Origin of the sequence: Rhizobacter sp. SG703 (assembly GCF_012275445.1) — a bacterium.
GTDB lineage: Bacteria > Pseudomonadota > Gammaproteobacteria > Burkholderiales > Burkholderiaceae_C > Rhizobacter.
This window is the reverse complement of record NZ_JAAZQK010000005.1, coordinates 436,025-462,640: the sequence shown is the minus strand read 5'-3', so window position 1 is coordinate 462,640 and position 26,616 is coordinate 436,025. Positions and strand designations below refer to the sequence as shown.

21 protein-coding genes are annotated in these 26,616 nt (G+C 71.1%); 7 read left to right on the top strand and 14 right to left on the bottom strand.

Translation table 11 applies throughout. From position 1 onward, the window contains the following. Window positions 1-4: 4 nt before the first annotated feature. Complete coding sequence (locus FHT26_RS12775) at window positions 5-370, bottom strand: response regulator (RefSeq protein ID WP_168560592.1); 366 nt, start codon at window positions 368-370, stop codon at window positions 5-7. 326 nt (window positions 371-696) lie between these two features. Between FHT26_RS12775 and FHT26_RS12770 the strand changes: the two genes are divergently transcribed. The 4 genes from FHT26_RS12770 to FHT26_RS12755 all read left to right on the top strand — a co-directional run bounded on the left by FHT26_RS12770 (window position 697) and on the right by FHT26_RS12755 (window position 9,162). Next, window positions 697-5,622: a HAMP domain-containing protein gene (locus FHT26_RS12770; RefSeq protein WP_168560488.1), complete on the top strand. Its 4,926-nt coding sequence runs from the start codon at window positions 697-699 to the stop codon at window positions 5,620-5,622. Then, window positions 5,619-7,784: a response regulator gene (locus tag FHT26_RS12765; protein WP_168560487.1), complete on the top strand. Its 2,166-nt coding sequence runs from the start codon at window positions 5,619-5,621 to the stop codon at window positions 7,782-7,784. Before FHT26_RS12770 ends, FHT26_RS12765 begins: the two co-directional genes overlap by 4 nt. Before the next feature lie 95 nt (window positions 7,785-7,879). Further along, a complete protein-coding gene (locus FHT26_RS12760) occupies window positions 7,880-8,266 on the top strand; it encodes a hypothetical protein (protein ID WP_168560486.1) in 387 nt (128 codons plus the stop codon). A 125-nt stretch (window positions 8,267-8,391) separates the two neighbouring features. Next, window positions 8,392-9,162, top strand: coding sequence for an alpha/beta fold hydrolase (locus FHT26_RS12755; protein ID WP_168560485.1), 771 nt, complete (start codon window positions 8,392-8,394; stop codon window positions 9,160-9,162). 21 nt (window positions 9,163-9,183) lie between these two features. Here the strand turns inward: FHT26_RS12755 and FHT26_RS12750 are convergent, their stop codons facing one another. The 3 genes from FHT26_RS12750 to FHT26_RS12740 are packed head-to-tail and all read right to left on the bottom strand — an operon-like array spanning window position 9,184 to window position 12,009. Next, the gene (locus FHT26_RS12750) at window positions 9,184-9,918 is read right to left on the bottom strand and encodes a substrate-binding periplasmic protein (RefSeq protein ID WP_168560484.1); all 735 of its coding nucleotides are present in this window, start codon (window positions 9,916-9,918) and stop codon (window positions 9,184-9,186) included. A 17-nt stretch (window positions 9,919-9,935) separates the two neighbouring features. After that, the gene (locus FHT26_RS12745; RefSeq protein ID WP_168560483.1) at window positions 9,936-11,267 is read right to left on the bottom strand and encodes a diguanylate cyclase; all 1,332 of its coding nucleotides are present in this window, start codon (window positions 11,265-11,267) and stop codon (window positions 9,936-9,938) included. After that, entirely contained in the window at window positions 11,239-12,009 is a 771-nt protein-coding gene (locus FHT26_RS12740) for a substrate-binding periplasmic protein (RefSeq protein ID WP_210427358.1), read from the bottom strand. The genes FHT26_RS12745 and FHT26_RS12740 overlap by 29 nt, the downstream gene beginning before the upstream one ends. Window positions 12,010-12,158: 149 nt before the next feature. On the opposite strand from FHT26_RS12740, the gene upp reads away from it, so the two are divergent. Further along, the gene (gene upp / locus FHT26_RS12735) at window positions 12,159-12,791 is read left to right on the top strand and encodes a uracil phosphoribosyltransferase (protein ID WP_168560482.1); all 633 of its coding nucleotides are present in this window, start codon (window positions 12,159-12,161) and stop codon (window positions 12,789-12,791) included. 21 nt (window positions 12,792-12,812) lie between these two features. On the opposite strand, the gene FHT26_RS12730 is transcribed toward upp, so the two are convergent. The 7 genes from FHT26_RS12730 to FHT26_RS12700 form a co-directional block, all read right to left on the bottom strand. After that, entirely contained in the window at window positions 12,813-14,162 is a 1,350-nt protein-coding gene (locus FHT26_RS12730; protein ID WP_168560481.1) for a sensor histidine kinase, read from the bottom strand. A 7-nt stretch (window positions 14,163-14,169) separates the two neighbouring features. Continuing rightward, window positions 14,170-15,504, bottom strand: a complete 1,335-nt coding sequence (locus tag FHT26_RS12725) for a sigma-54-dependent transcriptional regulator (RefSeq protein WP_168560480.1) — start codon at window positions 15,502-15,504, stop codon at window positions 14,170-14,172. Between the two features lie 92 nt (window positions 15,505-15,596). Then, entirely contained in the window at window positions 15,597-16,814 is a 1,218-nt protein-coding gene (locus tag FHT26_RS12720) for an ABC transporter permease (RefSeq protein WP_210427357.1), read from the bottom strand. A gap of 31 nt (window positions 16,815-16,845) precedes the next feature. Beyond that, window positions 16,846-18,150, bottom strand: a complete 1,305-nt coding sequence (locus FHT26_RS12715; RefSeq protein ID WP_168560479.1) for an ABC transporter permease — start codon at window positions 18,148-18,150, stop codon at window positions 16,846-16,848. After that, entirely contained in the window at window positions 18,150-19,496 is a 1,347-nt protein-coding gene (locus tag FHT26_RS12710) for a TolC family outer membrane protein (RefSeq protein ID WP_168560478.1), read from the bottom strand. The genes FHT26_RS12715 and FHT26_RS12710 overlap by 1 nt, the downstream gene beginning before the upstream one ends. A 208-nt stretch (window positions 19,497-19,704) precedes the next feature. After that, window positions 19,705-20,418 (bottom strand): ABC transporter ATP-binding protein, encoded by a 714-nt coding sequence (locus tag FHT26_RS12705; RefSeq protein WP_168560477.1) that lies wholly within the window; start codon window positions 20,416-20,418, stop codon window positions 19,705-19,707. A gap of 37 nt (window positions 20,419-20,455) precedes the next feature. Further along, complete coding sequence (locus FHT26_RS12700) at window positions 20,456-21,760, bottom strand: efflux RND transporter periplasmic adaptor subunit (RefSeq protein WP_210427356.1); 1,305 nt, start codon at window positions 21,758-21,760, stop codon at window positions 20,456-20,458. 148 nt (window positions 21,761-21,908) lie between these two features. On the opposite strand from FHT26_RS12700, the gene FHT26_RS12695 reads away from it, so the two are divergent. After that, window positions 21,909-22,373, top strand: a complete 465-nt coding sequence (locus tag FHT26_RS12695) for a hypothetical protein (protein ID WP_168560476.1) — start codon at window positions 21,909-21,911, stop codon at window positions 22,371-22,373. Window positions 22,374-22,380: 7 nt separating this feature from the next. On the opposite strand, the gene atpE is transcribed toward FHT26_RS12695, so the two are convergent. Continuing rightward, window positions 22,381-22,632 (bottom strand): F0F1 ATP synthase subunit C, encoded by a 252-nt coding sequence (gene atpE / locus FHT26_RS12690; RefSeq protein ID WP_056813613.1) that lies wholly within the window; start codon window positions 22,630-22,632, stop codon window positions 22,381-22,383. A gap of 98 nt (window positions 22,633-22,730) precedes the next feature. Between atpE and FHT26_RS12685 the strand changes: the two genes are divergently transcribed. After that, window positions 22,731-24,029, top strand: coding sequence for an amidohydrolase family protein (locus tag FHT26_RS12685; protein ID WP_490362784.1), 1,299 nt, complete (start codon window positions 22,731-22,733; stop codon window positions 24,027-24,029). A gap of 76 nt (window positions 24,030-24,105) precedes the next feature. Here FHT26_RS12685 and FHT26_RS30495 read toward each other — a convergent pair whose 3' ends face one another. Both FHT26_RS30495 and FHT26_RS12675 read right to left on the bottom strand, forming a co-directional pair. Then, on the bottom strand, window positions 24,106-25,161 hold the full coding sequence (locus FHT26_RS30495; RefSeq protein WP_168560475.1) for a DUF7092 domain-containing protein: 1,056 nt from the start codon (window positions 25,159-25,161) through the stop codon (window positions 24,106-24,108). After that, entirely contained in the window at window positions 25,158-26,459 is a 1,302-nt protein-coding gene (locus tag FHT26_RS12675; protein WP_168560474.1) for a YjgN family protein, read from the bottom strand. Before FHT26_RS12675 ends, FHT26_RS30495 begins: the two co-directional genes overlap by 4 nt. Between the last annotated feature and the right edge of the window lie 157 nt (window positions 26,460-26,616).

Here is a 26,616-nt window from a genome sequence, read left to right as displayed (position 1 = left end):
CTCGTCAGCCGCGGTCCCTGACCGCGGCGCTGATCTCGTCCATCAATTGTTCGAGCTCTTCCGGCTCGAACGGCTTGCGCAGCGCCCGCACGTTCGGACCGAACTGCCGCACCCACTCGCCGAACTCGTAGCCCGAGCACAGCACCACCCAGCGCTCCGGCCGCTTCGCGAGCAGCTGCTTCGCGAGGTCGGTGCCGGAGATGCCGGGCAGGCTGACGTCGGTGATGACGATGTCGTACTCGTTCTCGGCGCACAGCGCCAGCGCCTCTTCGCCGTTGGCGCAAGCCGTCAGCGCGCGCCCGGGCTGCTCCATCAGCATCGAGATGCTCAGTCGCAGGTCATCGTTGTCTTCGACGTAGAGCACGGTCACGTCTTGCAAATCGGATCCTCCAGCGGGTGCCATGGTGAAAAAGTCTACGCTGTCGCAGCGCCTGCATCGACATGCCGCCAGCACGTCGCGTCGGATGGGTGGGGGCTTGCCAACCCAGCCAAATCGCGGGTTGGCGGGTCGACGCGCAGCGCCTGTAGTCCCCATCCTACAAACGCTCTCGGCGGCGTCTGTCACAAGGACGCGCCGAACCAGAGGTAGTCTGCAGCACCTGCGCCTGCGCCGTATGCAAAAAGACATGACGCGAGCCCCGACTCGCACCCGCCGTCCTGGTCTCGCCGGCATGAATCAGCCTGGAAAGCCCCGCCATGAATGTGCTTGAACTCAACGAGGTCGCGACGCCGGAGCGCGAGATGGTCACCCTGCTCGCCGCGTTGACGCAACTGCGGCGCGGCGATGCCAGCGTGCGCCTGCCGCTGCACTGGGAAGGGCTGGCCGGCAAGGTGGCCGATGTCTTCAACGACCTGGTCGAGCAGAACGCCGCGATGGCCGACGAGCTCGGCCGGCTGCGCCAGGTGGTCGGCAAGGAAGGCAAGCTGAAGCAGCGCGCGGTGCTCAGCGAGACGCGCGGCTTCTGGGGCGCGTCGATGGAGTCGATCAATGCGCTGATCGACGACCTGGTGCACCCGACCAGCGAGGTCGCGCGGGTGATCGGCGCGGTGGCCCAGGGCGACCTGAGCAAGAGCATGGCGCTGGAGGTCGAGGGCCGCGAGCTCGAAGGCGAGTTCCTGCGCACCGCGAAGACCATCAACAAGATGGTCGAGCAGCTCGGCAACTTCTCGGCCGAGGTGACGCGGGTGGCGCGCGAGGTCGGCACCGAAGGCATGCTGGGCGGCCAGGCCAAGGTGAAGGGCGTGGCCGGCACCTGGAAGGACCTGACCGACTCGGTCAACTCGATGGCCGGCAACCTGACCGACCAGGTGCGCAACATCGCCGACGTGACGACCGCGGTGGCCAAGGGCGACCTGTCGAAGAAGATCGACGTCGACGTGAAGGGCGAGTTCCTGACGCTGAAGAACACCATCAACACGATGGTCGACCAGCTGCGCTCGTTCGCGTCGGAAGTGACCCGCGTCGCGCGCGAGGTCGGCACCGAAGGCTCGCTCGGCGGACAGGCCCGGGTCGAAGGCGTGTCGGGCACCTGGAAGGACCTGACCGATTCGGTCAACTCGATGGCCGGCAACCTGACCAGCCAGGTGCGCAACATCGCCGACGTGACGAAGGCGGTGGCCGCCGGCGACCTGTCGAAGAAGATCACGGTCGACGTGAAGGGCGAGATCCTGGAGCTGAAGAACACCGTCAACACGATGGTCGACCAGCTGCGATCCTTCGCGGCCGAGGTGACCCGCGTGGCGCGTGAAGTGGGCACCGAAGGCATCCTGGGCGGCCAGGCCGACGTGCAGGGCGTGGCCGGCACCTGGAAGGACCTGACCGAGTCGGTGAACTTCATGGCCGGCAACCTGACCAGCCAGGTGCGCAACATCGCCGAGGTGACGACCGCGGTGGCCGCCGGCGACCTGTCGAAGAAGATCACGGTCGACGTGAAGGGCGAGATCTCGGAGCTGAAGAACACCATCAACACGATGGTCGACCAGCTGCGCTCGTTCGCCGCCGAGGTGACCCGCGTCGCGCGCGAGGTCGGCACCGAAGGCAAGCTGGGCGGCCAGGCCGACGTGCAGGGCGTGGCCGGCACCTGGAAGGACCTGACCGATTCGGTGAACCTGATGGCGTCGAACCTGACCAGCCAGGTGCGCAATATCGCCGACGTGACGAAGGCGGTGGCCGCCGGCGACCTGTCGAAGAAGATCACGGTCGACGTGAAGGGCGAGATCCTGGAGCTGAAGGCCACCATCAACACGATGGTCGACCAGCTGTCGTCGTTCGCCGCCGAGGTGACGCGGGTGGCGCGCGAGGTCGGCACCGAAGGCCGGCTCGGCGGGCAGGCGCAGGTGCGCGACGTGTCGGGCACCTGGAAGGACCTGACCGACAACGTGAACTTCATGGCCGGCAACCTGACTGGCCAGGTGCGCGGCATCGCGAAGGTGGTGACCGCGGTGGCCAACGGCGACCTGCAGCAGAAGCTGACGGTGGAGGCCAAGGGCGAGATCGCCGCGCTGGCCGAGACCATCAACAGCATGACCGAGACGCTCGCGACCTTCGCCGACCAGGTGACCACGGTGGCGCGCGAGGTCGGCGTCGAAGGCAAGCTCGGCGGCCAGGCCAAGGTGCCGGGTGCGGCCGGCACCTGGAAAGGCCTGACCGAGAACGTCAACCAGCTGGCGGCCAACCTGACCACGCAGGTGCGCGCGATCGCCGAGGTGGCGACCGCGGTGACGCAGGGCGACCTGACGCGCTCGATCACGGTGGAGGCGCAGGGCGAGGTGGCCGCGCTGAAGGACACCATCAACGAGATGATCCGAAACCTGAAGGACACCACGCAGAAGAACACCGAGCAGGACTGGCTGAAGACCAACCTCGCGAAGTTCAGCCGCATGCTGCAGGGCCAGAAGGACCTGCTGACCGTGGGCCAGCTGATCCTGTCGGAACTGGCGCCGGTGGTCGGCGCGCAGCAGGCCGAGTTCTACGTGCTGACCGGCGGCGGCACCGGCCCGCGGCTGAAGCTGTTCGGCAGCTATGCGTCGGGCGGCCAGGCCTCGCACGGCAAGGAGGTCGACCTGGGCCAGGGCCTGGTCGGCCAGTGCGCGGTCGAGAAGACCAAGATCCTGGTGACCAACGTGCCGAGCAGCGCGATCCGCATCGCGACCGGGCTCAGCGAGGGCGCGGCGCTCGACATCCTGGTGCTGCCGATCGTGTTCGAAGGCGAGGTGCGCGGCGTGCTGGAGCTGGCCTCGCTGGAGCGCTTCAACCCGGCGCACCAGGCCTTCCTCGACCAGCTGACCGAATCGATCGGCATCGTGATCAACACGATCAGCGCGAACATGCGCACCGAAGACCTGCTGACGCAGTCGCAGTCGCTGGCCGAAGAGCTGCAGAGCCGCCAGCAGGAACTGCAGCAGACCAACGAGGAGCTGCAGGAGAAGGCGCGGCTGCTGGTGCACCAGAACCAGGAAGTGGAGCGCAAGAACCAGGAGGTCGAGCAGGCACGGCAGGCGCTGGAAGAAAAGGCCGAGCAGCTCGCGCTGACCTCGAAGTACAAGTCCGAGTTCCTGGCCAACATGTCGCACGAGCTGCGCACGCCGCTGAACAGCCTGCTGATCCTGTCGGACCAGCTGTGCAAGAACAGCGACGGCAACCTGACGCCGCGCCAGGTGGAGTTCGCGAAGACCATCCACCTGTCGGGCAACGACCTGCTGATGCTGATCAACGACATCCTCGACCTGTCGAAGATCGAATCGGGCACGGTCGCGGTCGACGTGTCGGAGCTGCGGCTGGAAGACCTGCAGCGCTCGGTGGACCGCAGCTTCCGCCACGTCGCCGAATCGCGCCACGTGGCGTTCGAGATCGGCGCGCCGGTGCGGCTCGCGCCGCTGCCGAAGACCATCGTCACCGACGTCAAGCGGCTGCAGCAGATCATCAAGAACCTGCTGTCGAACGCCTTCAAGTTCACCCACCAGGGCGCGGTGCGGCTGACGATGGAGGTGGTGGACCGCGGCTGGTCGCGCGACAACGAGGACCTGAACCGCGCGTCGCAGGTGCTGGCGTTCTCGGTGTCGGACACCGGCATCGGCATCTCGCCGGACAAGCAGCAGATCATCTTCGAGGCGTTCCAGCAGGCCGACGGCTCGACCTCGCGCAAGTACGGCGGCACCGGGCTGGGCCTCGCGATCAGCCGCGAGCTGGCACGGCTGCTGGGCGGCGAGATCCGGCTGGTCAGCGCGCCGGCCGAGGGCAGCACCTTCACGCTGTACCTGCCGCAGAGCTACAGCCCGACGCGCAACCCGCGGCACGGCCGCGGCACGCCGCCGGGGGTGATGACCGAGGTGGTGCTGCCGATGCTGGAGCGGCCGCGCGCCGAGGTGCCGGTGTCGGTGTCGGTGAGCGACGGCACGGACGCCGACGAGATGGGCGACAACGCCGCCAACGACGACCGTGCCGACATCCTGCTCGGCGACAAGGTGCTGCTGATCGTCGAGAACGACCTGGCCTTCGCCGACGTGCTGCTGCAGGCAGCACGGCGCGTCGGCTTCAAGGGGCTGGTCAGCACCAGCGGCGCCACCGCGCTCGCGCTGACGCGCGACTTCCAGCCGGCGGTCATCACGCTCGACATCTTCCTGCCCGACATGGAGGGCTGGCGCATCCTGGAGCGGCTGAAGTCCGACCTGTCGACGCGCCACATCCCGGTCTGCGTGGTCTCGACCGACGACTCGCGCGAACGCGCGCTGCGCTCCGGCGCGGTCGGCTTCCTGACCAAGCCGCTGCAGTCGGTCGACCAGGTGGAAGAGGCGCTCGGCCACCTGCACGAATTCGCCGAGCGGCGGCGCAAGCGGCTGCTGGTGATGATGGCCGACACGCCGGCGCGCGCGCAGTTCCTGGACGCACTCGACACCGAGACCGACATCGTGCAGGCCAGCCGCGTGGACGAGGCGCGCGAGCGCATCGCGCACGGCAGCATCGACTGCCTGATCACCGACGGCAGCGTGGTCGACTTCGGTCCGGAGGACGTGATCGAGTCGCTCGAATCGCGGCCGCTCGCGCGCCAGCTGCCGATCGTGCTGGCCAGCAGCGACCCGGCGGTGTGCGGGAGCTGGGAGCGCGGCCACAGCGCGTTTGCGCTGCGCCGCGCCGACACGCTGGAGCGCATGCTCGATGCGTCGGCGTTCTTCCTGCACCGCGGCGAGGCGACGATGTCGGAAGAAGAGCGCCGCTCGGCACGCGAGCTGCACGACGCCGACCGCCGGCTGCAGGGCCGCAAGGTGCTGATCGTCGACGACGACATGCGCAACATCTTCGCGCTGGCCACCGTGCTGGACAACCACGGCATGGTGATCGTGTCGGCCGAGAACGGGCGCGACGCGATCCGGCTGGTCGAGACCGACCCCAGCATCGACATCGTGCTGATGGACATCATGATGCCGGAGATGGACGGCATGGAGACGATGCGCCAGATGCGCCGGCTGCCGCGCGGCAAGGAGCTGCCGCTGATCGCGGTGACGGCCAAGGCGATGAAGGGCGACCGCGAGAAGTGCATCGACGCCGGGGCCTGGGACTACCTGTCCAAGCCGGTCGATACCGCCTACCTGCTGGTCGTGCTGCGCGGCTGGCTGAGCAAGTGAGCACCGCGCCGGGGGATCCGGACAGCCGGGTCAATATCTTGGTCGTCGACGACCTGCCGGAGAAGCTGCTGGTCTTCGGCACGGTGCTCGAGGAACTCGGCCAGAACCTGGTGTTCGTGCGCTCCGGGCGCGAGGCGCTGCGCGAGGTGCTGCAGCGCGAGTTCGCGGTGATCCTGCTCGACGTCAACATGCCCGACATCGACGGCTTCGAGACCGCGGCGCTGATCCGGCAGTACAAGCGCTCGGTCGACACGCCGATCATCTTCATCACGTCGTACGCCGACGAGATGCAGACCGAGCGCGGCTATGCGCTGGGCGCCGTCGACTACATCCAGTCGCCGGTGGTGCCGCACATCCTGCGCAGCAAGGTGCGGGTGTTCGTGCGGCTGTTCGCGATGCAGCGGCAGATCCGCGAGCAGGCCGATGCGCATGCGGCGGTGGCGGCCGCCGACGCCGCGCGCCGCGTCGCCGAGGACAACGACCGCCGCTCGGCCTTCCTGGCCGACGCGAGCCGGGTGCTCAGCGGATCGCTGCAGGCCGAGGTCTGCGTGCGCGCGCTGGCCGAGCTGCTGGTGCCGGCGATGTCCACCGCCGCGCTGGTGCTGCCGGGCGACGAACCCGGCGCGCGCCAGAAGCTGGTGTGCGCGTCGCCGGGGCACACCGCGAGCCGCATGCTGATGGACGTCTCGCCGCCGCTGGCCGCCGCGCTGCGCCAGGCGCTGGCCGAACGCCGCACGGTGACGCTGGCGCCGGCCGACCTGGCTGCGCTCGCGCCGGACGCCTTCGGGCCGGGCCGGGCCCGCGCGCTGCCGTGGCAGGCGGTGCAGGCGCTGCCGCTGATCAACGGCGACCGGCTGCTCGGCGCGCTGCTGGTGGCGACCGACGATGCGCTGCAGCGGCCCGACTGGCGGGTGCTCGACGACCTGGCCGCACGCGCCGCGGCGGCCCTCGAGAACGCGATCCTGTACGGCAGCCTGCAGGGCGAGATCGTCGAGCGGCGCGCCGCCGAGATGCAGCTGCAGGAGGCCGGCCGGCGCAAGGACGAGTTCCTCGCGATGCTGTCGCACGAGCTGCGCAACCCGCTGGCGCCGATCCGCACCGCGCTGGAGGTGATCCGCCGCATCGCGCCGCCCGACCCGAAGATCGGCTGGGCCACCGACATCATGGTGCGCCAGCTCAAGCAGATGACGCGGCTGATCGAGGAGCTGCTCGACGTGGCCCGCATCAGCCAGGGCAAGATCGTGCTGAGCCGCGAGAAGGTCGACCTGAACGCGGTGATCCTGCAGAGCGTCGAGACCGCGCAGCCGCTGATCGACGCCCGCGAGCAGCGGCTGCAGGTGCTGCCGCTGGCCGAGCCGATGTGGCTGCACGGCGATTTCGCGCGGCTGGCGCAGATCGTCTCGAACCTGCTGAACAACGCGTCGAAGTACAGCGAGAAGGGCACGCGGATCGCGCTGGAGGCGAGCGCGACGCCGCAGGGCGCGGTGATCCAGGTCAGCGACCAGGGCATCGGCATCGATGCGCAGCTGCTGCCGCGCATCTTCGATCTGTTCACGCAGGGCTCGCGCACGCTGGACCGGGCGCAGGGCGGGCTCGGCGTCGGGCTGACGCTTGCGCAGCGGCTCGCGCAGATGCACGGCGGCAGCCTGGAGGCGTCCAGCGAGGGCATCGGTCGCGGCGCGGTGTTCACGCTGCGGCTGCCCTGCGTCGGGCTGGTGCGCAGCGGCGAGGCCGGGGGACCGGCGGCCGAGCCGGGCACGCCGCACCCGACGCGCGTGCTGGTGGTCGACGACAACCACGATGCGGCGCACAGCGTGGCCGACCTGCTCGCGCTCGGCGGGCACGAGGTGCGCACCGCCGCCGACGGCCGCGAGGCGCTGAGCGTCGCCGAGCACTTCAGCCCCGAGGTGGTGGTGCTCGACATCGGGCTGCCGATCCTCGACGGCTACGAGGTGGCCGCGCGGCTGCGCACGATGGACGGCACGCGCGGCGCGCTGCTGCTGGCGCTGACCGGCTACGGCCAGCAGGAGGACCGCGAGCGGGCCGAAGCGGCCGGCTTCGACCACCACTTCGTGAAGCCGGCCGATCCGGTGGCGCTGCAGAAGTGCATCGACGGCTGGCTGCGGCAGCGCGGCGACGCCGGGCGGCAGCAGGCGGGCTGAGTCGCCCGGCAACTTCTCACGCGGCACGCCGGGACGGATGGCCCGCGGACCGCCCGGCACGGAACCGAAGGCGCCCGGCGGTTACTGATGCGCGCATGAGCGGCTGGCGCGATTACCTGTGGATCACCTGGTGGCGGTCGCTGTGGGATGGCGGCGGCCCGCGCGGGCGTTCGCCGTCCGCTGCAGCGGCCGCGCGCACCCCGAAGGAGCGGCTGCAGCAGCGGCTGCTCGACGACTACGCCCGCGACGTGCCCGGCGCCGACGGCGTCGTGCGCACGCTGCGCCGCTGGATCGACGGGCTCGGCGGCCACCTCGACCTGTCGCGCTGCGAGCGCGCCGCGGTGCGCCAGTTGCCGAAGGAGCTGATCGACGACTGCATCGCGTACGTCACGCAGCGCAGCCGGCACGAGCAGCTGCGCATCACGCTGCCCGACGGGCTGAACCAGCAGATGGGCTGGTGGTCGGACTACGGGCTGGGCTGACCCGCGTCGCCGAAGCGCCTGCACGGCACTGCCTCGGAGTCCTACACGGATTGCCTCTTTTGCCCGATAGGCAGGCCCGTGCCGCGGCCCTAGCCTCGAACCATCGAATCTCAGGAGCATTCCCCATGGGTCCCAGCACCGACACCTGCTCGCCGTCCGCGGCGCTGGGCCCTGCGCCGATCTCCCGCCCGGCCCTCGGCCTGCTGGTCAGCGAACCGTGGCGCGCGGCGCTCGAACTGGCCTCGCACCGGCTGGGCCGCGGCTTTTCGACCGTGCAGCGCAAAGGCGACGGCCACCCGGTCGTCATCTTCCCGGGCCTCGCCGCCGACGGCAGCGCGGTGGCGACGCTGCGCGAGCACTGCACGGCGCTCGGCTATACCGCGTTCGACTGGGGGCGCGGCCTGAACGTCGGCCCGCGCGGCGACGTCGACGCCTGGATGGCGGACCTTGCCGACCATGTGCGGGCCCTGCTGGAACGGCACGAGGGCCGCGCGACGCTGGTCGGCTGGAGCCTCGGCGGCCTGTACGCCCGCGAACTCGGCAAGCTGCTCGCACCGCAGGTGCGCCGCGTGATCACGATCGGCACGCCGTTCAACGCCGAGGCCGACCACAGCCACGTCGGCTGGCTGTACCGCCTGCTGAACGGCGCGCCGGCCCGGCTCGACGCCGCGATGAGCCGCCGGCTGCGCACGCCGCCGCCGGTGCCCACCGCGTCCATCTACAGCCGCAACGACGGCATCGTCGCGTGGCAGACCTGCATCCACGGCGCGCAGGAGCACGCGACAGGCCTGGTGCGCGACCTCGAAGTCGACAGCAGCCACATCGGCATGGTGTGGAATCCGCGCGTGCTGAACGCGGTCGGCGAACTGCTCGCGCTGCCGGGCACCGGCGCCTGAGCCGCCGGCGAGCGGCCGGGCTCAGCGCCCCGGCGCCGCCATCAGCCGCGCCAGCGTGCCGTCGGCCTTCAGCTTCTCGAACGCCGCGCGCGTGCGCAGCACCACGTCGTCGGGCGTCGCCTTGCTGTAGGCCATGAACAGCCCGGTCGACAGCGTGTCCAGCGTGTAGACCTTCTCCAGCATCGCGCAATCGATGTGCGACTCGTCGCACAGCTGGCGCGCGTCGCGCTCGGGCATCGGCACCAGCTGCACCTGGCGGTGCAGCAGCTTGCGGAAGTTGTCGCCGTTCTGCGCCGACACCACCAACCGCGTGAAGCCCTGGGACTGCAGGTACTGCTGGCGCACGTCGTCGCGCACCACGCCGATGCTGTAGGCCCTGGCGTCCTGCAGCGTGCGCACCACCACCTCGGTGCTGCTGCGCAGCTTGTACAGGTGGTACTCGATGCGCATGAACTCGCCGGCCCACTTGAACTTGTCCTCGCGCTGCGGCGTGCGGGCGATCATGAAGATCAGCACGTTCGGTTCCTGCAGCGCCATGTCGTAGGCGCGCGCCCACGGGTAGATGCCGACGCGGTAGTCGGCGAAGCCGGCGCGCTGCATCGTCGCGGCCACCACCTCGCTGGCCGGGCCGAGCACCCGGCCGGCGCTCAGCCAGGTGTAGCCGGACTCCTCGGTGACGCCGCGGATCGCCTGGGCCTGGGCGCCCACCAGCGTGAGCGCCAGGACGAGGCCTGCAAGACAACGGGCAAAGCGCATGGTCTTCCTCCTTCGGATCAGGCGGCCACCCGGTCGCGGCCTTGTCGCTTCGCGCGGTACAGCGCCTGGTCGGCACGCTGCAGCAGCGCGTCGAAGCGGTCCATCGTCAACGGGTCGAACTGCGCGACGCCGATGCTCAGCGTCACGCGCGAGGCCACCTGCGACGCGCCGTGCGCGATGTCGCGGTCGGCCAGCGCCTCGCGCAGCCGCTCGGCCGCGGCATGCGCCTGGCCGGCATCGACCGCCGGCAGCAGCACCGCGAACTCCTCGCCGCCGATGCGCGCGGCCAGCTCGCCGGCGCGGCCGAAGGTCTCGCGCAGCGTCTGCGCGATCAGGCGCAGGCAGTCGTCGCCGAGCGCATGGCCGTAGGTGTCGTTGTAGCGCTTGAAGAAATCGACGTCGCACAGCAGCACCGACAGCGGCTGGTTCAGGCGCTGCGCGCGGCGGAACTCGACGTCCTTCACCTCGTCGAAGTGGCGCCGGTTCGCCAGGCCCGTCAGCGGGTCGCTGCGCGACAGCGCTTCCAGCTGCGCATTGGCGGCGCGCAGCTCGGCGGTCTGCTCGTCGACCAGCTCGGCCAGCCGGTCGCGGTGCGCCGCCAGGTCGCGCTCGTCGCGGCGCTGGCGCGCCAGGTAGTCCGACAGGTTGCCCTGCAGCTGGTTGACGCCCGACTCCAGCAGGCTCAGCTCGTCGCGCCGGCCCGGTGCGCGATCGAGCACCAGCCGGTGGTCCAGCGTCTGCGGCGTCAGCTCGTCGAGGTGGCGCGCCATGCGCCGCACGTGCACGGTGACGGTGCGGTTGAAGACCCACATCACCAGCCCGGCCAGCAGCAGCGACTGGACCAGCTGCGTCAGCACGATGCCGGCCAGCTCGCCGCGCAACCGCTGCCACAGCACGCGCTCGTCGCCTTCGAGCGTCAGCTCGCCGACCACCTCGCTCGCGCCGGGGTAGGGTTCGTAGCTCAGCCTGCGGTGCAGCACCGGCGCGCGGGTCGACGGCTGCGCGCCGTCGCGCTGCTGCGCCATCTGCTCGGTGGTGCGGCCGTTCTGCAGCAGCCGCAGCTCGACGCGGCCGACCGGGCTGACCTGCGCAACGCCGTTCACATGGGTCTGCAGCGCATCGCGGTCCATCTCCCAGATGGCTTTCGCGAGCGTGCGCTGGAACACCTGGTCGATCAGCGTCAGCTCGGCGGTCATCGCCGACAGGTTGGCCTGCCAGGCCGACCAGGTGCGCAGCGCCACCGCGGCCAGCGTGAAGACGATGCCGAACGCGAGCGTCGCCAGCACCAGCTGGCGACCGAGCGAGCCGTTCAGCCCGCCGTCAGAGCCACTTGCGCTGGAGGCTCTCATAGGTGCCGTTGCGGCGGATCGTCTCCAGCCCCTTGCGGAAGCGCTCGACCACCTCGTCCGGCGTCTTCAGGCTGAAGGCCATGTCGAGCCCGCCTTCGCTGCCGAGGTCGGGCAGCGCGAGCGTGCGCTGCACCATGCGCGCCGGGTCGTCGCCGGCCTGCCGCACCAGCCAGGTGGCGTTCAGCTCGTTGGCGATCCACAGGTCGACGCGGCCGCCCTTCAGCTTCTCGTAGTTCAGCTCGTAGCGGTTGCTCGACTGCAGGTTCTGGCCGATCTGGAAGCCGTTGGCGACCAGGTACTGCTCGCCGGCGTCTTCATTGACGGTGGCGGTCTGGAAGCGGCGCGCATCGTCCAGCGTCCTGACCGGCGGCGCGCGGCCGCTCAGCGAGAACAGGTACCAGCGGGTCGGCGCGATCACCCCGACCCACTTGAAGCGCTTCTCGCGCTGCGGCGTGCGGGTGATCGAGTAGATCAGCACGTTCTCCTGGTTCAGCGCGATGTCGTAGGCGCGTGCCCACGGCATCACCTGGATCGGCGTGCCGGCGAGGCCGGCCTCCTTCAGCACCGCCTGCACGACCTCGGTGCCGAGGCCGGTGACCTGGCCGTTCACCGTCATGTTGTACGGCGGCAGTTCCTCGGTGACGATGCGCAGCGGCTGTGCCGCCGCCAGCGGAAGCAGCATCGCCAGCAGCGGCCCGGCCAGGCGGCGGGCGACACGGCGCAACGGGACAGGGACACGCATGCAGGGCTCGTGGGCGGAGTGACGCCTGTTTTTCGACCGGCCCGGCCGGCGACTTGAGCGGGGCAGCCGGGCGCGGGCGTGACGAAATGCTGGTTCGCTGCAGCGGGAGCCGATATAACTGACGCAGCCGACGCACCCGAGGAAAGCCCATGACCGCACCCGTTCACCACATCGTCCACCCGCTGATCCAGCACAAGCTGACGTTGATGCGCCAGAAGGACCGCAGCACCAACAGCTTCCGGCGGCTGCTGGGCGAGATCAGCATGCTGATGGCCTACGAGGTCACGCGCGACATGCCGACGCAGATGATCGAGATCGAGACGCCGCTCGAGACGATGCAGGCGCCGGTGATCGACGGCAAGAAGACGGTGTTCGTCAGCATCATGCGGGCCGGCGCCGGCTTCCTCGACGGCATGCTGAACGTGGTGCCGGGCGCGCGCATCGGCCACATCGGGCTGTACCGCGACCCGAAGACGCTGGTGGCGGTGGAGTACTACTTCAAGATGCCGGCCGACATGCACGAGCGCGACGCGATCGTGCTGGACCCGATGCTGGCGACCGGCAATTCGGCGGTCGCGGCGGTCGACCGGCTGAAGGAGACGCGGCCGAAGTCGATCCGCTTCGTGTGCCTGCTGGCGGCGCCGGAGGGGCTGCAGCACTTCCAGTCGGCGCACCCGGACGTGCCGGTGTACACCGCGGCGATCGACCGGCAGCTGGACGAGCACGGCTACATCGTGCCGGGGCTCGGGGATGCCGGCGATCGGCTGTTCGGCACCAAGTAGCCCGGGTGGCAACCCGGGGGATCAACGGTCCGGAATCCCCGGATTGGCATCCGGGCCACGGGGCACGGTGATCGCCACGCGCAGCCCGCCGTCCGGCCGGTTCGCGAGCGCGATGCGGCCGCCGTGCGCCTCGGCGATCTCGCGGGCCAGCGCCAGGCCGAGCCCGGTGCCGGCCCGCTTGGTCGAATAGAACGGCAGCAAGGCCTGCGCCAGCACCGTGTCGCTCATGCCGGGGCCGCGATCGGCCACTTCGAAGCGAATCTCCGTGCCGGTGTCGGTGATCCACAACGTGACACCCTCGGCCGGCCCGCCGGATTCGTGCGCGTTCTTCAGCAGGTTGATCAGCGCCTGCTCGACCTGCGCCGCATCGAACACGCCGGCCCGCGCCGGCACGTCGCCGGCGCGCGTGAACGGGTACTGCGCCGCCAGCGCGTCGAGGAACGGCGCCCACTCGACCCGGCCCGGCCGCGGCGCCGGCAGCTTCGCGAAACGCGCATAGCCGTCGAGGAAGCCGTGCAGGTGCCGCGCGCGCTCGCCGATCGCCGCGAACACCTCCGGCAGCCGCTGCACATCGCCGCGCCGCGCCAGCTCGGCGCCGCTGTGGGCGAGCGACGAGATCGGCGCCAGCGAGTTGTTCAGCTCGTGGCTGATGACGCGGATCACGCGCTTCCAGGTCGCCACCTCCTGCCGCGACAGCTCGCGCGTCATGCGCCGGAACAGCAGCAGCCGGTGCGGCCGGCCCTGCAGCCGGAACTGGCGCTGCGACAGGTGGAAGGTCTCGTCGCTGCCGTCGAGCGTGACGCTGAACAGCGCATCGGTGCCCTCCTCCACCGCCCGCGCGAGCGCCGGCGGCAGCGTCGCGAGCAGCGCGCCGAAATCGCTGCCCTCCAGGCTGCGACCCTCGCCCAGCAGCTGGCGCGCGGCGATGTTGGCATAGGCCACGCGCTGCCGCAGGTCGGTCAGCACCAGCGCGACCGGCGTGTTCTGCACGACGGTGTCGAGCAGCAGCTCGCGCTGCGCCAGGTGCTGGCGCTGGTCGCGCAAGGCATGGCCGAGCGCGTTGTGGTGCCCGACCAGCGCACCGAGTTCGCCGCCGTGGTCGTCGCTGATCGACACGCTGAAGTCGCCGTCGCGGTAGCTCAGCACCGCGCTCTCCAGCGAGCGCAGCAGGCGCTTCAGCGGCGCGACCAGCCGCGCCGACCCCCAGGCCGCCAGCACCACCGCCAGCACCGCGGCGGCCCCGGCCAGCAGCGCCGCGTGGCCGCCCCATCGGGCCAGCGCGGCCATCACCGCGGCATGCAGCGCGGCACCCATGACGAGCGCGGCGACGAGCGCCAGCAGCAACCGCGCACGCAGGCTCGATGCGCGCATGCCGGGCTCAGGCCTCGAGCCCGTAGCGTTCCATGCGCCGGTACAGCGCCTGGCGCGACAGCCCGAGCGCCGCGGCGGCGCGGCTGACGACGCCGTCGGCACGCGCCAGTGCCGCCACCACCGTGTCGCGGCTCGGCTCGTCGAGGTTGCGCGCCGGCGCGGGGTCGGCCGGCGGCAGGCCGAGCAGGTCCGGCGTGACCGGCCCGCCGCGTGCCAGCAGCGCGGCCCGTTCGATCACGTTCTTCAGTTCGCGCACATTGCCCGGCCAGCCGTGCGCGAGCAGCTGCGCGCGCGCCGCATCGCCGAGCACCGCGCGGCCGGCGAGGAAGTGCTCGGCCAGCGGCAGCACGTCGTCGCGCCGCTGCGCGAGCGGCGGCACCGCGACCTCGATCACGTTGAGCCGGTAGTACAGGTCTTCGCGGAAGGTGCCGGCGCGCACCATCGCCTTCAGGTCGGCATTGGTCGCGCTGATCACGCGCACCCGCACCTGGCGCGTGCGCGACGAGCCGACGCGCTCGAAGCGCCCGGTCTCGAGCACCCGCAGCAGCTTCACCTGGCCGGCGAGCGGCAGCGTGCCGATCTCGTCGAGGAACAGCGTGCCGCCGTCGGCGGCGTCGAAGCGGCCGTCGCGCGACTTGCCGGCGCCGGTGAAGGCGCCGCTCTCGGCGCCGAACAGCTCGGCCTCGACCAGCTCGGACGGCAGCGCGCCGCAGTTGACCGCGACGAACGGGCCGTCGCGCACCGCCGAGTTCGCGTGCACGGTGGCGGCGACCCGCTCCTTGCCGCTGCCGTTGGGCCCGCTGACCAGCACCGGCAGCTCGGAGCGAGCGACCTGGCAGGCGAGCTCCAGCGTGCGCTCCATCGCATCGGACGCATAGACGATGCCGCCCAGGTCGTGGCGCTGCGCGAGCGCGTCGCGGCGGCGCCGGCGCTCGTCGCGCACGCGGGCCACCTCGCGCGTCGATTCGGACAGCTCCAGCAGGTTCTCGACGGTGGCGACCAGCTTCGCGTCGTCCCAGGGCTTCGCGAGGTAGTCGGCCGCGCCGGCCTTCACCAGCTCGACGGCCGCCTCGAGCCGCGTCCAGGCGGTCAGCAGGATCACCGGCAGGTCGGGCTGGCGCTCGCGGATCGCGCGGAACAGCGCCGCGCCCTCGGCGCCGGAGGTGGTGTCGGCACTGAAGTTCATGTCCTGGATCACGACGTCGACCGGGCGGCGGTCGAGCGCGGCCAGGCCGTCCTGCGGGGTCAGCGCGACCTCGGCCTGGATGTCGTGCAGCGACAGCAGCAGCGACAGGGCCTGGCCGACCGCGGGGTTGTCGTCGATGATCAGGATGCGGCGCATGGGAGGAGCTTACTTCGGACGCAACCCTTCGACGGACGGGCCTTCGACAGGCTCAGTCCCTGCTCAGGGCGAACGGTGGTGTGCTGTTTTCCTCACGCCCCCCGCATCACCACCACCGGCGGCAACGCGGCCGCGCGCCGCGCCGGGCCGAGCACCGCGACCTGCCCGAGCGCCCACAGCGTGACCGCGCCGATCGGCAGGCACACCCAGGGCAGCTGCGGCAGCTCGTACAGGCGCATCAGCAGCGCATTGACGCCGTACGCGGCCGTCATGCCGAGCACGATGCCGATCGTCGTCAGCAGGAAGTTCTCGGCCTGGAAGTAGCGCAGGATCTGCACCCGCGACGCGCCGAGCGCGCGCCGCACGCCGATCATGCGGGTGCGCTGCTGCACCCAGAAACTGGCCAGCCCGACGATGCCGAACGCGGTGACCACCAGCAGCGCGATGCACACCGCGACCAGCAGCACCGCCATCCAGCGGTCCTGGCGGAAATACTCGTGGCGCAGGTCGTCGAAGGTCTGGCGCTCCATCACGATGCGCTGGCTGTCGACCGCCTGCAGCGCGGCGACCGCGTCCTTCAGCAGCCGCTCGCGCTGGGCCGGGTCGGCCACGCGCACCAGGTAGTTGCCGTCGTTGTAGACCGGCTGCACCGGCAGCAGCGTCAGGTAGGCGCCGCGCGGACCGTTCGGCTGCGGGATCGCCATGTGCTCGACCACGCCGACCACGCGCATCGGCGACGGGCCGAACACGTACAGCGAGCGGCCGACCGCGCTGCCGTCGGGGAACAGGCGCGCCGCGGTGCCGCGGTCGACGATCACCGCCGGCACCTTCGGCTCCTCGGCCTCCAGCGCCGAGGCCGGCTGCACTTCCTCGGGCAGGAAATCGCGGCCCTCGACCAGCTTCAGGCCGAGCGTCGCGAGCGCGTTCTCGCCGACCAGGTACAGCGCCGCGGTGAGGGTCGGCGTCTGCTGCTCGAACGACAGGCTGACGCCGCTGTCGGACGAGCCGTTGCCGAACGGCACGTGGTTGACGCTGGTGGCCGACCGGACGCCCGGCAGCGCGCGCAGCGTGGCCAGGTCGCGCCGGGTCAGCGCCTCGGCGTTGTCGCGGCGCGCGATGTCGTTGAGCCGGATGTGCAGCAGCTCGGCCTCGGCCAGCCCGGTGGGCGCCTGCATGCGCTCCAGCCGCTCGCCGATCAGGAACAGCGCATTGCTGACGATCGCGCAGCTGAGCGCGACCTCGAGCACGATCAGCGCGGCGGCGGTCTTGTGGCGGCGCAGCGTCGACAAGATCGGTCGGAGGTCCATCATCGCGTTCTCCTCGGGTTCGTCTTGGCTTCGTTCATTGCGACTTGAGCTGCAGCGCCGGTGCCACCTGGCAGGCGCGCCAGGCCGGCAGCAGCCCGGCAGCGAGGCTCGCGACCAGCGCGAGCACCAGCGTGGTGGCGAGCATCGGGGCATCGAGGTACGCGAGCTGCGCGTAGCTGGCCGGGTTCTGCCGCACGCCCCACAGCCCGAGCAACGCGAGGCCGAGCCCGAGCACGCCGCCGACGACGCCGATGCTGCCGGCCTCGACCAGGAACTGCCCGAAGATGGCGCGCCGCGTCGCGCCGAGCGCGCGCCGCACCGCGATCTCCGGCGCGCGGCGCATGCACTTGGCGAGCAGCAGCCCGACGGTGTTGGTCAGGCAGACCAGCAGGAAGCCGAACGCGAGCCACAGCTGCAGGTGCACGTCGCCGGGCACGACGTGCTTGAATTCCATGCGCTCGGTGACGTTGCGCAGGCGCACGTTGCTCGGCCGCTCGAAGCGGCCGGCCGCGCGCTGCTGTTCGGAGTAGGCGGTGAGGTACTGCCGCAGCGCCGGCGCATCGGCCGCCGACGGCATCTGCACCCAGTACTGCAGCCAGGCGCAGGGCGCGTTGACGGCGCGTGGATCGGCCGTGGTGCGGTTGCCCCAGCAGGTCAGGCTGCCGGAGATCGGCAGCCTGGCCTGCAGCGCGGTCGACAGCGGCGTGAAGACCTGTTCGGTCTTCGCGTAGCGGCCGGCGAACAGGTCGTAGTAGTGCGGCACCGGGCGCCACGGCGCGAGCACGCCGACGATGCGCAGGTCGCGGTCGCCGGCGCGCAGCAGGCGGCCGGTGCTGTCGGCCCCGTCGAACAGCTTCTGGTTCAGCTCGTGCGAGATCACCGCGATGCGCGCCCCGGCCGCGTCGTCCGCCGCCTCCCAGCCATGGCCGTAGCGCCACGGCGTCTCGAACATCGGGAAGAAGTCGGCGGTGGTGTAGCGGGCGCTCGCGAAGAACGGCGGCCGGTCGGCCTGGGCCGGCTGCACCGCGACCGAGCCGCCGGTCATCATCACCTGGCGTTCGCCGCGGTGCTCGCGCAGCAGCGCCTCGGCATCGAAGCGGGTCAGCTGCTCGAGCGGTTCGGCGCCCGGCGGCGCCGCGCCGGGTTCGTTGGCATCGAGCTGCACGTAGAACAGCCGGTCGCTCTTGCCGGGAATCGGGTCGCCCGACAGCACGTGGAACACCGTCAGCGTCGTCATGCTGGCGCCGATGCCGAGCGCGATCGCGAGCACCATCAGCGCGGTCAGCGCGGGGCTGCGCCGGAAGCTGCGCAGCGCCAGGTCGAGGTGGTAGCCAAGCATCACGGGGTCTCCTGTTTCAGCAAGGTGTTGACGGCCGCGAGGTCGGCCTCGTCGATGCGGCCGGCCGCCTGCAGCAGCAGCAGCCGGCTCAGTACGAACTGGTGGCGCGCCTGCGAGTACGAGGCCTGCGCGGAGGCCTGGGTCTGGATCGCGAGCAGCAGGTCGGTCATCGTCTGCGTGCCGAGCTCCTGCCCGATGCGGGTGGACGCGAGCGCGCGGCCGGCCGATTCGACCGCCGCGCGCGTCGCGCCGATGCGCCCGATGCCGGCCGCGATGCTGCGGTACTGCTCCAGCGTCTCGCGCGCGACGCGCCGGCGGCGCAGCTCGTAGTCGTCGCGCGCGGCGTCCTGCTGGTGCAAGGCCTGGCGCAGCCGCGACTGCGTGGCCCCGCCGGCGAACAGCGGCACGTTGAGAACGATGCCGACGCTCGCGACGTTGCGGCCATCGGTGTTGCTGGCCGGCGTCGGCCAAGCCGCGGCGCGGCCGAGGCCGAGGTTGGCGCCGAGCGTCGGCAGGTGCGCGGCGCGCGCCGCGGCGATGTCCTGGTCGGACGCCTCCAGCACATGGCGCTGCGCCGACAGCGTCGGGTTGTGCAGCAGCGCCTCGTCGACCCAGGCCTGCGGATCGGCCGGCGCCGGCAGCGCCATCGGCAACTCGTCCTGCAGCCGGTTCAGCGCCGGCGCCGGCTGCCCGGTGATCTCGGACAGCGCCTCGCGCGCCTCGTCGCGCGCCTGGCGCGCATCGATGCTGGCCGCGCGCGCCGCGGCGTGATAGGCCCGCGCCTGCTCCACGTCGACCTGTGCCGTCAGCCCGTTGCGATAGCGTTGGTCGGACTGCTCGACCTGCTGCCGGTAGGCATCTTCATTGGCCTCGACCTGCCGCACCGCGTCGTCGGCGGTGAGCACGTCGAAGTAGGCGCGGGCGACGCGGGCGCACAAGGCCTGCTCGGCCGCACGCACCAGGTCGTCCTGCGCGTCGGCCTGCGACTGCGCGACATGCAGCTGCGACAAACGGGCCACGTCGACCAGCACCTGGTTCAGCGTGACGGACGCCGAGCGGCTGCTGTTGCGTTCGCCCGGGTCGCCACCCGGCTGCGTGCGGTCGAAGGCCACGCCGGCCGAGGCCTGCGGCAGCAACGGGGCGCGTGCTTGCACGACCCCTTCCCGGGCGATACCGCGCTGCGCATCGGCGGCGGACAGCACCGGGTCGGCGCGGCGGGCCTGCTGGTAGACCTGCAGCAGGTCGTCGGCCCGGGCCGGGATTGAAGTGATCGCTGTCGCGATGACGATGCTTCGTGCGATGGTTCCGAGCGTCGCGGGGCGTGGCGGGATGCGCTGGGGGCTCATGCCGAGGCGGTCGGCCCTGGCGGGCCGACTGCACGAAGAAATCGCCCCCAGCGCATCCCGCCACCCCCCGCGAAGAACCATCGCCTTGGGTTGGGGGAAAAGACTGAACAGACCGACCAACACGCGAGCAGCCGCAACCCTTTCGTCCTTCCGTTCCATCTTTTCCACCCCCACCCCAAGCGCTGCGGTGTCGGCAAAGGCGCCCATCTCACCCAACCATTTCATCCGCAGCAGCTGAACTCAACCGCAGCTCATCGGACACATCGACCACCTGGCCATCGACGACATGCACGTTCCGCTGCGCCCGCGCCGCCAACTGCGGATCGTGCGTGACCATCACGATCGTCGCGCCCGACCGGTGCAGCTCTTCCAGCAGCGCCATCACGCTGCGCGCCATCTGGCTGTCGAGGTTGCCGGTCGGCTCGTCGGCGAGCAGCAGCCGCGGGCTGCCGGCCAGCGCACGGGCGATCGCGACGCGCTGCTGCTGCCCACCCGACAGTTCGGCCGGGTAATGGCGCTCCCGGGCTGCCAGGCCGACCCGCTCCAGCGCGTCGCGCACGCGGCGGCGGCGCTCGTCGCCCTTCATGCCGCGGTAGCGCAACGGCACCTCGACGTTGTCGGCGATGTTCAGGTCCGGGATCAGGTTGAAGGCCTGGAAGATGAAGCCGATCTTCTCGTTGCGGATGCGCGAACGGGCGTTGTCGTCGAGCTGGCCCACCTCGATGCCGTCGAGCAGGTAGCTGCCGCCGGTCGCGGCCTCCAGCAGGCCGGCAATCGTCAGGAACGTCGTCTTGCCGGAGCCGGACGGGCCGGTCACCGCGACGAACTCGCCCTCCTTCACGTCGAGGTTGAACGCGCGCAGCGCATGGGTCTCGATCACTTCGGTGCGGTAGACCTTGGACAGGCCGGTCATCTTCAGCATGGAACGTCCTTCGATGAAAACGATGAGGGTTGCTGGCTCATTGGCTGATCGCGACGGTCTCGACACCCTGGAACAGCTCGGCGCCGGACACCACCACGCGGTCGCCGACGTTCAGGCCGCCCAGGATCTCGACCTTGTCGAGGCTGCGCGCGCCGGCACGGATCGGCGTCCTGACGGCCACGCCGTCGCGCAGCACATACGCATGGGCACCGCCGGCCTCGTCGATGAAGCTGCCGCGCTGCACCGCCAGCACGTCGTCGCGCCGGTCGAGCAGCACGCGCACCGCCAGGCGCTGGTTCTGGCGCAGCTGGCTCGGCTGCTCCGCGGCGCCGCCGGTGAAGCGCAGGCGGGCCGCGACCTCGTTGTTGACGACCTCCGGCGACACCGCGCTGACGGCCGCGCGCCAGGTGTGGCCGTTGCCGCTGATCTCGCCGGGCATGCCGACCGCGAGGTCGCGCGCGAAACTCTCGGCCACCTGCATCTGCACCTCCAGCGCCGACAGGTCGATCACCGACAGCAGCTGCGCATCCTTCGCGACGTTCGCATGCTCGGCGATGAACAACTGCCCCACCTGTCCTTCGACCGGCGAGCGCACGGCCAGGCTGTCGACCTGGCGCTGCAGGTCCTTCACGATCAGCAGCTGGCGCGCATGCGCGAGCTGCTTCGCCTGCACGTCGAACTTCAGGCTGTCGTCCTTCAGCTTCAGCCCGGCCTCGGCATGCTCCAGCGCAATGCGCGCCTTCTGCAGCGTGTCGCGCGCATGCTCGACCTGCATGCCCGACACCGCGCCGGCGTCGAACGCCTTCTGCTGGCGGGCCAGGTCGTTCTCCGCGCTGCTGTGGTCGACGCGGGCCGCGTCGAAGGCCGCCTGCAGCGCGCCGCGCTGCTGCCGCGCATCGACGTCGGCACGCAGCACGTCGGCCTTCATCGCGTCGGCGTTCGACAGCTCCTGCGCCAGCTTCGCGGCCAGCTCGGGGCTGTCGATCAGCGCCAGCACCTGGCCGCGCGCGACACGGTCGCCGGCATGCACCTTCAGCGTCGCGGCGCCCCCACCGGCGGCATACAGCGTCGGGCTGACCGCCGCGACGACCTTGCCTTCGGCCGCAATGTCACGCACGAACGGACCCCGTTGCACCGTCGCGACCACCAGCCGCGAGGCCGAGACCGACGAACCGGACGAGAAGCCGTGGCGCAAGGCCGGGGTCGACAGCACCACCGCGACCAGGGCCGCCAGCGCGGCGCCGATCGCCAGCCACGGCCCGAACCGCATGCGGCGCGCCGGCAGCGGCTGGTCCTGCGCCGAGGTGTCGCGGATCGTCGGGGCGTCGTTCGCAGCGTTCATGGCGTGATGCATTGCAACGCCCGTGCCCACCTGCGCTGCCGGCGAAAGCTGCATGGAATCAAGGGCTTGGCCTGGATTGCCCCTGGCGCCGACGTGTCCGCGGACACCCGTCGGACGGACAGCGGACAGCGCGCGGACAATCCGCCGCATGACGACACCCACCGACTCCGCCACGCGCGACGCGCTGGCCGCGCTGACCCAGGCCTTCTTCGACGCGGTGTCGTTCGAGCCGGGTGGCCATCCTCCCTACGAGCGTCTCCATGCGCTGTTCATCGACGGCGGCCTGCTGATCCGCAACCTCGGCCCGGCGCCCGAGGTCACCACCGTCGCGCAGTTCATCGCGCCGCGCCAGCGCTCTGTCGACGCCGGCGAGCTGACCGCCTTCCGCGAGACCGAGCTGGCCGAGATCACCGAGGTGTTCGGCCAGGTGGCCCACCGGATGAGCACCTACGCGAAGACCGGCATGCTGAACGGCCGGCCCTTCGCGGCGCGCGGCGTGATCTCGACGCAGTTCGTCTCGACCCCGGCCGGCTGGCGCATCAGCGCGATGGCCTGGGATGACGAACGCCCCGGCCTCGCGATGCCGGCGCGCTACGAGCCGCCGGCGGGCTGAGCCTTCGTCAACCCTTGAACGGGTTGGCGGTCGCGAACCACAGCCCGATGCCGGTCGCGATGATGAACGCGCCGTCGAGCACGCCGACCAGCAGGAACACCTTCTGCTGCAGCGGCTCCATCAGCTCCGGCTGGCGCGCCGAGGCTTCGAGGTACTTGCTGGCCATCACGCCGACGCCCAGGCACGAGCCGATCGCGCCGAGGCCGATCATGTGGCCGACGGCCAGCGGGACGAGGTTGAGGGTGCTGGCATCATTCATGAATGCTCCTTCGGGGTGGGTGTGAGGACATGGCTGCATCGTCGCGGCCCGGTCGCACACGGTCGATGACCTCCGAGGTCATGTCACAGGAGAACCCGATGCCGATCTCGCCGCTGTTGGTGCCGCTGTTGGTCCGCAACGTCACGCTGCCCGACGGGCGCCGCGGTCACGACGTGCTCGCGCGCGACGGCCGCATCGAGGCCATCGCGCCGAACCTGCCGCTGCCCGACGGCGCGACGCTCGTCGACGGCCAGGGCTGGCTGCTGTCGCCGCCCTTCGTCGACGCCCACTTCCACATGGACGCGACGCTCAGCCACGGCCTGCCGCGCGTCAACCAGAGCGGCACGCTGCTCGAAGGCATCGCGCTGTGGGGCGAGCTGAAGCCGCTGCTGACGCAGGACGCGCTGGTCGAGCGCGCGCTGCAGTACTGCGACTGGGCGGTGGCCAAGGGGCTGCTCTCGGTGCGCTCGCATGTGGACGTCTGCGACGACCGGCTGCTGGCGGTCGATGCGCTGCTGGACGTCAAGCAACGCGTGAAGCCGTGGCTCGACCTGCAGCTGGTCGCGTTCCCGCAGGACGGCGTGCTGCGCTCGCCGACCGCGCTGGCCAACCTGAAGCGCGCACTCGACCGCGGCGTCGACGTGGTCGGCGGCATCCCGCACTTCGAGCGCACGATGGCCGACGGCGCCGAGAGCGTGCGCCTGCTGTGCGAGCTGGCCGCCGAACGCGGGCTGCGCGTCGACATGCACTGCGACGAAAGCGACGACCCGCTGTCGCGCCACATCGAGACACTGGCGTTCCACACGCAGCGGCTCGGGCTGCACGGCCGCGTCACCGGCTCGCACCTGACCTCGATGCATTCGATGGACAACTACTACGTCAGCAAGCTGCTGCCGCTGATCGCCGAGGCGCAGGTGCATGCGGTCGCGAACCCGCTGATCAACATCACGCTGCAGGGCCGACACGACAGCTACCCGAAGCGCCGCGGCATGACGCGGGTGCCCGAGCTGATGACCGCCGGCGTCAACGTCGGCTTCGGCCACGACTGCGTGATGGACCCGTGGTATTCGTCGGGCAGCGCCGACATGCTGGAGGTCGCGCAGATGGGCCTGCACGTCGCGCAAATGACGTCGCAAGCGCAGATGCGCGCCTGCTTCGACGCGGTCACCGTCAACAGCGCGAAGATCCTCGGGCTGGACGGCTACGGCCTGGCGGTCGGTTCACGCGCCGACTTCGTGCTGCTGCAGGCGCGCGACCCGGTCGAGGCGATCCGGCTGCGCGCGACGCGGCTCGCGGTGGTGCGCGGCGGGCAGGTCGTTGCGCAGACGCCGGCCGCGACCGCGCGGCTGGCGCTGCCGGGCCGGCCGGACAGCGTCGACTGGACGCTGCAGCGTTAGAGAGATGACAACGCCTCGGCCGCCGGGTACGGCAACCGCTCCCCCGGCTGGGGCGACCCGGCGCTCGGCCCGCCAGCTATTGGCTTGCGGCTTGCTTGAAGTAGCGGATCCGGTCGTCGTCGGCCGGGTGCGACGCGATCGCGATGCCGAGCCAGCCCGGCTCGCCGCCGCCGGAGCGCTTTCGGCGCTCTTCGGCGATCTTCTCGAAGAAGCGCACCATCGCGTCGGGCGAGATGCCGGCCGCCTTCATCAGCCGCACGCTGTCGGCATCGGCCTCGCGCTCGGCATCGCGCGCATAGCCGGCCTGCCCCAGCACCAGCGGCACGCCGGCCAGCAGGTTGCTGAAATCGCCGAGCACGACGCTCGTCACGACCCCCAGCGCAGTCGCCTGCACCAGCATGCGCAGCCCGTGGCGGTGCCGCACATGGCCGAGCTCATGGCCGAGCACGCCGAGAATCACCGACTCGTCGCCGTCGACCAGCGCGACCAGCTCGTCGGTCAGCACCATCGTGCCGCCGGGCAGCGCGAACGCGTTCGGGCCCAGCGACTTGTCCTTGCCGCGGCGGAACAGCAGCTCGTGCGGCGGCGCGCTTTGCGGCCAGGTTTGCGCCACCGCGCGCTCGAACGCGGCGCGCAGTTGCGCCTGCTGCGCCGGCGGCAGCGCGCTCGGCTGCACCAGGTCGCCGTCGACCGATTTCAACGCGGCGTTGCCGATCTCGCGGTCGACCGAGGCCGGCAGCACCGCGACGACGGCACGCGACGCCCACGGCAACCCCCACAGGTAGCCGGCGGCCAGCACCAGCACCAGCGCGACGACGATGCCGCCGACCCAGCGCCAGCTCTGCTGTGCCCGCACCACCAGCGTCTCGCCGCGGCCGCTGTCGCGTGCCCAGGCGTCCCACGCCGTGGCCTCGGTGCAGTGCAGCGCGCCGCCGTCCTTCAGGTGCGCGACGCGCGCGCCGTGGCGGGTGCGCTCCGGCCATTGCACGTCGGCCAGCGGCACGCTGCGCGCGATGCCGTCGCCGGAGATCAGCAGCCGCTCGCCGCTGACGTGGATGCGCACGCGGTGGCTGCGCGCGCTGCGGCCGTCGAAGAAATCGACCGCGAGGGCAGGACCGGCCGGTGCGCTCACAGCCCGACGTCGATGCCGAAGAAGTCACCGGCCGCGTCGCCGGCGGCATCGCCTTCGAGGCCGGCCTGCGCCACCAGTGCGTCGAGGTGGGTGCGGCTGACGATGCCGACCGACTCGAGCCGCAGCCGCGTCAGCGCGACGCGCGCGAACGGCCAGTACAGCCCGAGCGTCACGATCATCAGCAGCCAGTTCTGCAGCGTCGTGCGCAGCAGCGGCCAGAAGCGCAGATCGCTCTTGAAGCGCAGCTGCCGGTTGCCGGTTCGCGACCACAGCAGGTTCTGGAAGCGCGATGTGAAGTACGGGCGGGCGAAGACCTGCATCAGCAGCGACACCGCGAAGAACAGCACGACGACGAGGATCACGGCCGCGATGCCGCCCCGCCGGCCGGGTCCGGCGCCCCTGTGGCGCAGCCAGTCGCCCAGGCCGTCGCCGAGCAGCGCGAACCCGCCGGCCATCAGCAGGCCGACGGCGAGGCCGGACAGCAGCCACACGCCCAGGCCCTTCAGGCACAGCCCGTAGAACGACCCGGGGCCGGCACGCAGCTCGGTCTGCAGCTGGGCGAACGCATAGTGGTCGTGCTGGTACTTCTTCAGGTTCCACAGCAGCAGCGGCAGCGACAGCAGCGTCAGCCCCATCACGCCGCCGAAGGCCGCGCCGAACCAGCCGGGCGGGTGGGCTTGGTCGGGCACCGCGGCGAGCACGGCGGCCAGCACCGCGCTCGGCGCGAACAGCGGCAGCAGCGCGCGGTAGGCCCCGCCGGTGCTGCCCTTGAAGCGGAACCGCAGTCCGCGCCAGCTGGTGTTGGCCATCCGGAACTGCAGCGAGGACTTGAACAAGGCCGGCCACAGCAGCGCGACGATCACGAAGGCCAGCAACCCGGCCGCCGGAGAGAAGCTGCCGGCCGCGGTGTACAGCACGCCGAGCAGCGCCACGAGCAGGTAGCCGCGCAGCATTTTTTTCGGGTCGCCGTGGAAGCCCAGCGGGTGGCCGGCCACCAGCGTGTTGCCGTGGAAGTAGCGCAGCCGCCGGACCTTGGCCCACGGGAAGTAGAGCCCGAGGGTGACCAGCGTCAGCAGCAGGTTGACGATCCAGATGCGGAAATACTCGCTGCCCGAGCCGGTGAAGCGGATCGGCAGGCGCTCGGTGAGCGTGCTGTCGAAACTCGACGGGGTGGCCGATGGCGGCAGCGTGGTGTCGAGCGTCGAGACGACGCCGTTCAGGCCGGCGCTGTCGATGCTGGCGATCTGCGCCGGCTGGTCGCCGTCGGACGCGATGAATCCCTCTTGCGGCAGTGTCATGCAGTGTTGCGTCGTGCCCTGGAATGGCCGGCGTTCTCCCTCTGCGAAAAATGTACCACCGCGTTGTTCCCCGCGAGAGGGCGCCGCCATACTCCCCTGTTCGAGGCCATGGGGGAGCGCACCCTTCGCTAGAATCGTTTTCACTCCAGGGACACCC

Coding starts and splice junctions, on each gene's coding strand:
- FHT26_RS12770 (WP_168560488.1), top strand. CDS start 697: ATGAATGTGCTTGAACTCAACGAGGTCGCGACGCCGGAGCGCGAGATG.
- FHT26_RS12760 (WP_168560486.1), top strand. CDS start 7,880: ATGAGCGGCTGGCGCGATTACCTGTGGATCACCTGGTGGCGGTCGCTG.
- FHT26_RS12755 (WP_168560485.1), top strand. CDS start 8,392: ATGGGTCCCAGCACCGACACCTGCTCGCCGTCCGCGGCGCTGGGCCCT.
- FHT26_RS12750 (WP_168560484.1), bottom strand. CDS start 9,918: ATGCGCTTTGCCCGTTGTCTTGCAGGCCTCGTCCTGGCGCTCACGCTG.
- FHT26_RS12745 (WP_168560483.1), bottom strand. CDS start 11,267: ATGAGAGCCTCCAGCGCAAGTGGCTCTGACGGCGGGCTGAACGGCTCG.
- FHT26_RS12740 (WP_210427358.1), bottom strand. CDS start 12,009: ATGCGTGTCCCTGTCCCGTTGCGCCGTGTCGCCCGCCGCCTGGCCGGG.
- upp (WP_168560482.1), top strand. CDS start 12,159: ATGACCGCACCCGTTCACCACATCGTCCACCCGCTGATCCAGCACAAG.
- FHT26_RS12730 (WP_168560481.1), bottom strand. CDS start 14,162: ATGCGCGCATCGAGCCTGCGTGCGCGGTTGCTGCTGGCGCTCGTCGCC.
- FHT26_RS12725 (WP_168560480.1), bottom strand. CDS start 15,504: ATGCGCCGCATCCTGATCATCGACGACAACCCCGCGGTCGGCCAGGCC.
- FHT26_RS12720 (WP_210427357.1), bottom strand. CDS start 16,814: ATGATGGACCTCCGACCGATCTTGTCGACGCTGCGCCGCCACAAGACC.
- FHT26_RS12715 (WP_168560479.1), bottom strand. CDS start 18,150: ATGCTTGGCTACCACCTCGACCTGGCGCTGCGCAGCTTCCGGCGCAGC.
- FHT26_RS12710 (WP_168560478.1), bottom strand. CDS start 19,496: ATGAGCCCCCAGCGCATCCCGCCACGCCCCGCGACGCTCGGAACCATC.
- FHT26_RS12705 (WP_168560477.1), bottom strand. CDS start 20,418: ATGCTGAAGATGACCGGCCTGTCCAAGGTCTACCGCACCGAAGTGATC.
- FHT26_RS12700 (WP_210427356.1), bottom strand. CDS start 21,760: ATGAACGCTGCGAACGACGCCCCGACGATCCGCGACACCTCGGCGCAG.
- FHT26_RS12695 (WP_168560476.1), top strand. CDS start 21,909: ATGACGACACCCACCGACTCCGCCACGCGCGACGCGCTGGCCGCGCTG.
- atpE (WP_056813613.1), bottom strand. CDS start 22,632: ATGAATGATGCCAGCACCCTCAACCTCGTCCCGCTGGCCGTCGGCCAC.
- FHT26_RS12685 (WP_490362784.1), top strand. CDS start 22,731: ATGCCGATCTCGCCGCTGTTGGTGCCGCTGTTGGTCCGCAACGTCACG.
- FHT26_RS12675 (WP_168560474.1), bottom strand. CDS start 26,459: ATGACACTGCCGCAAGAGGGATTCATCGCGTCCGACGGCGACCAGCCG.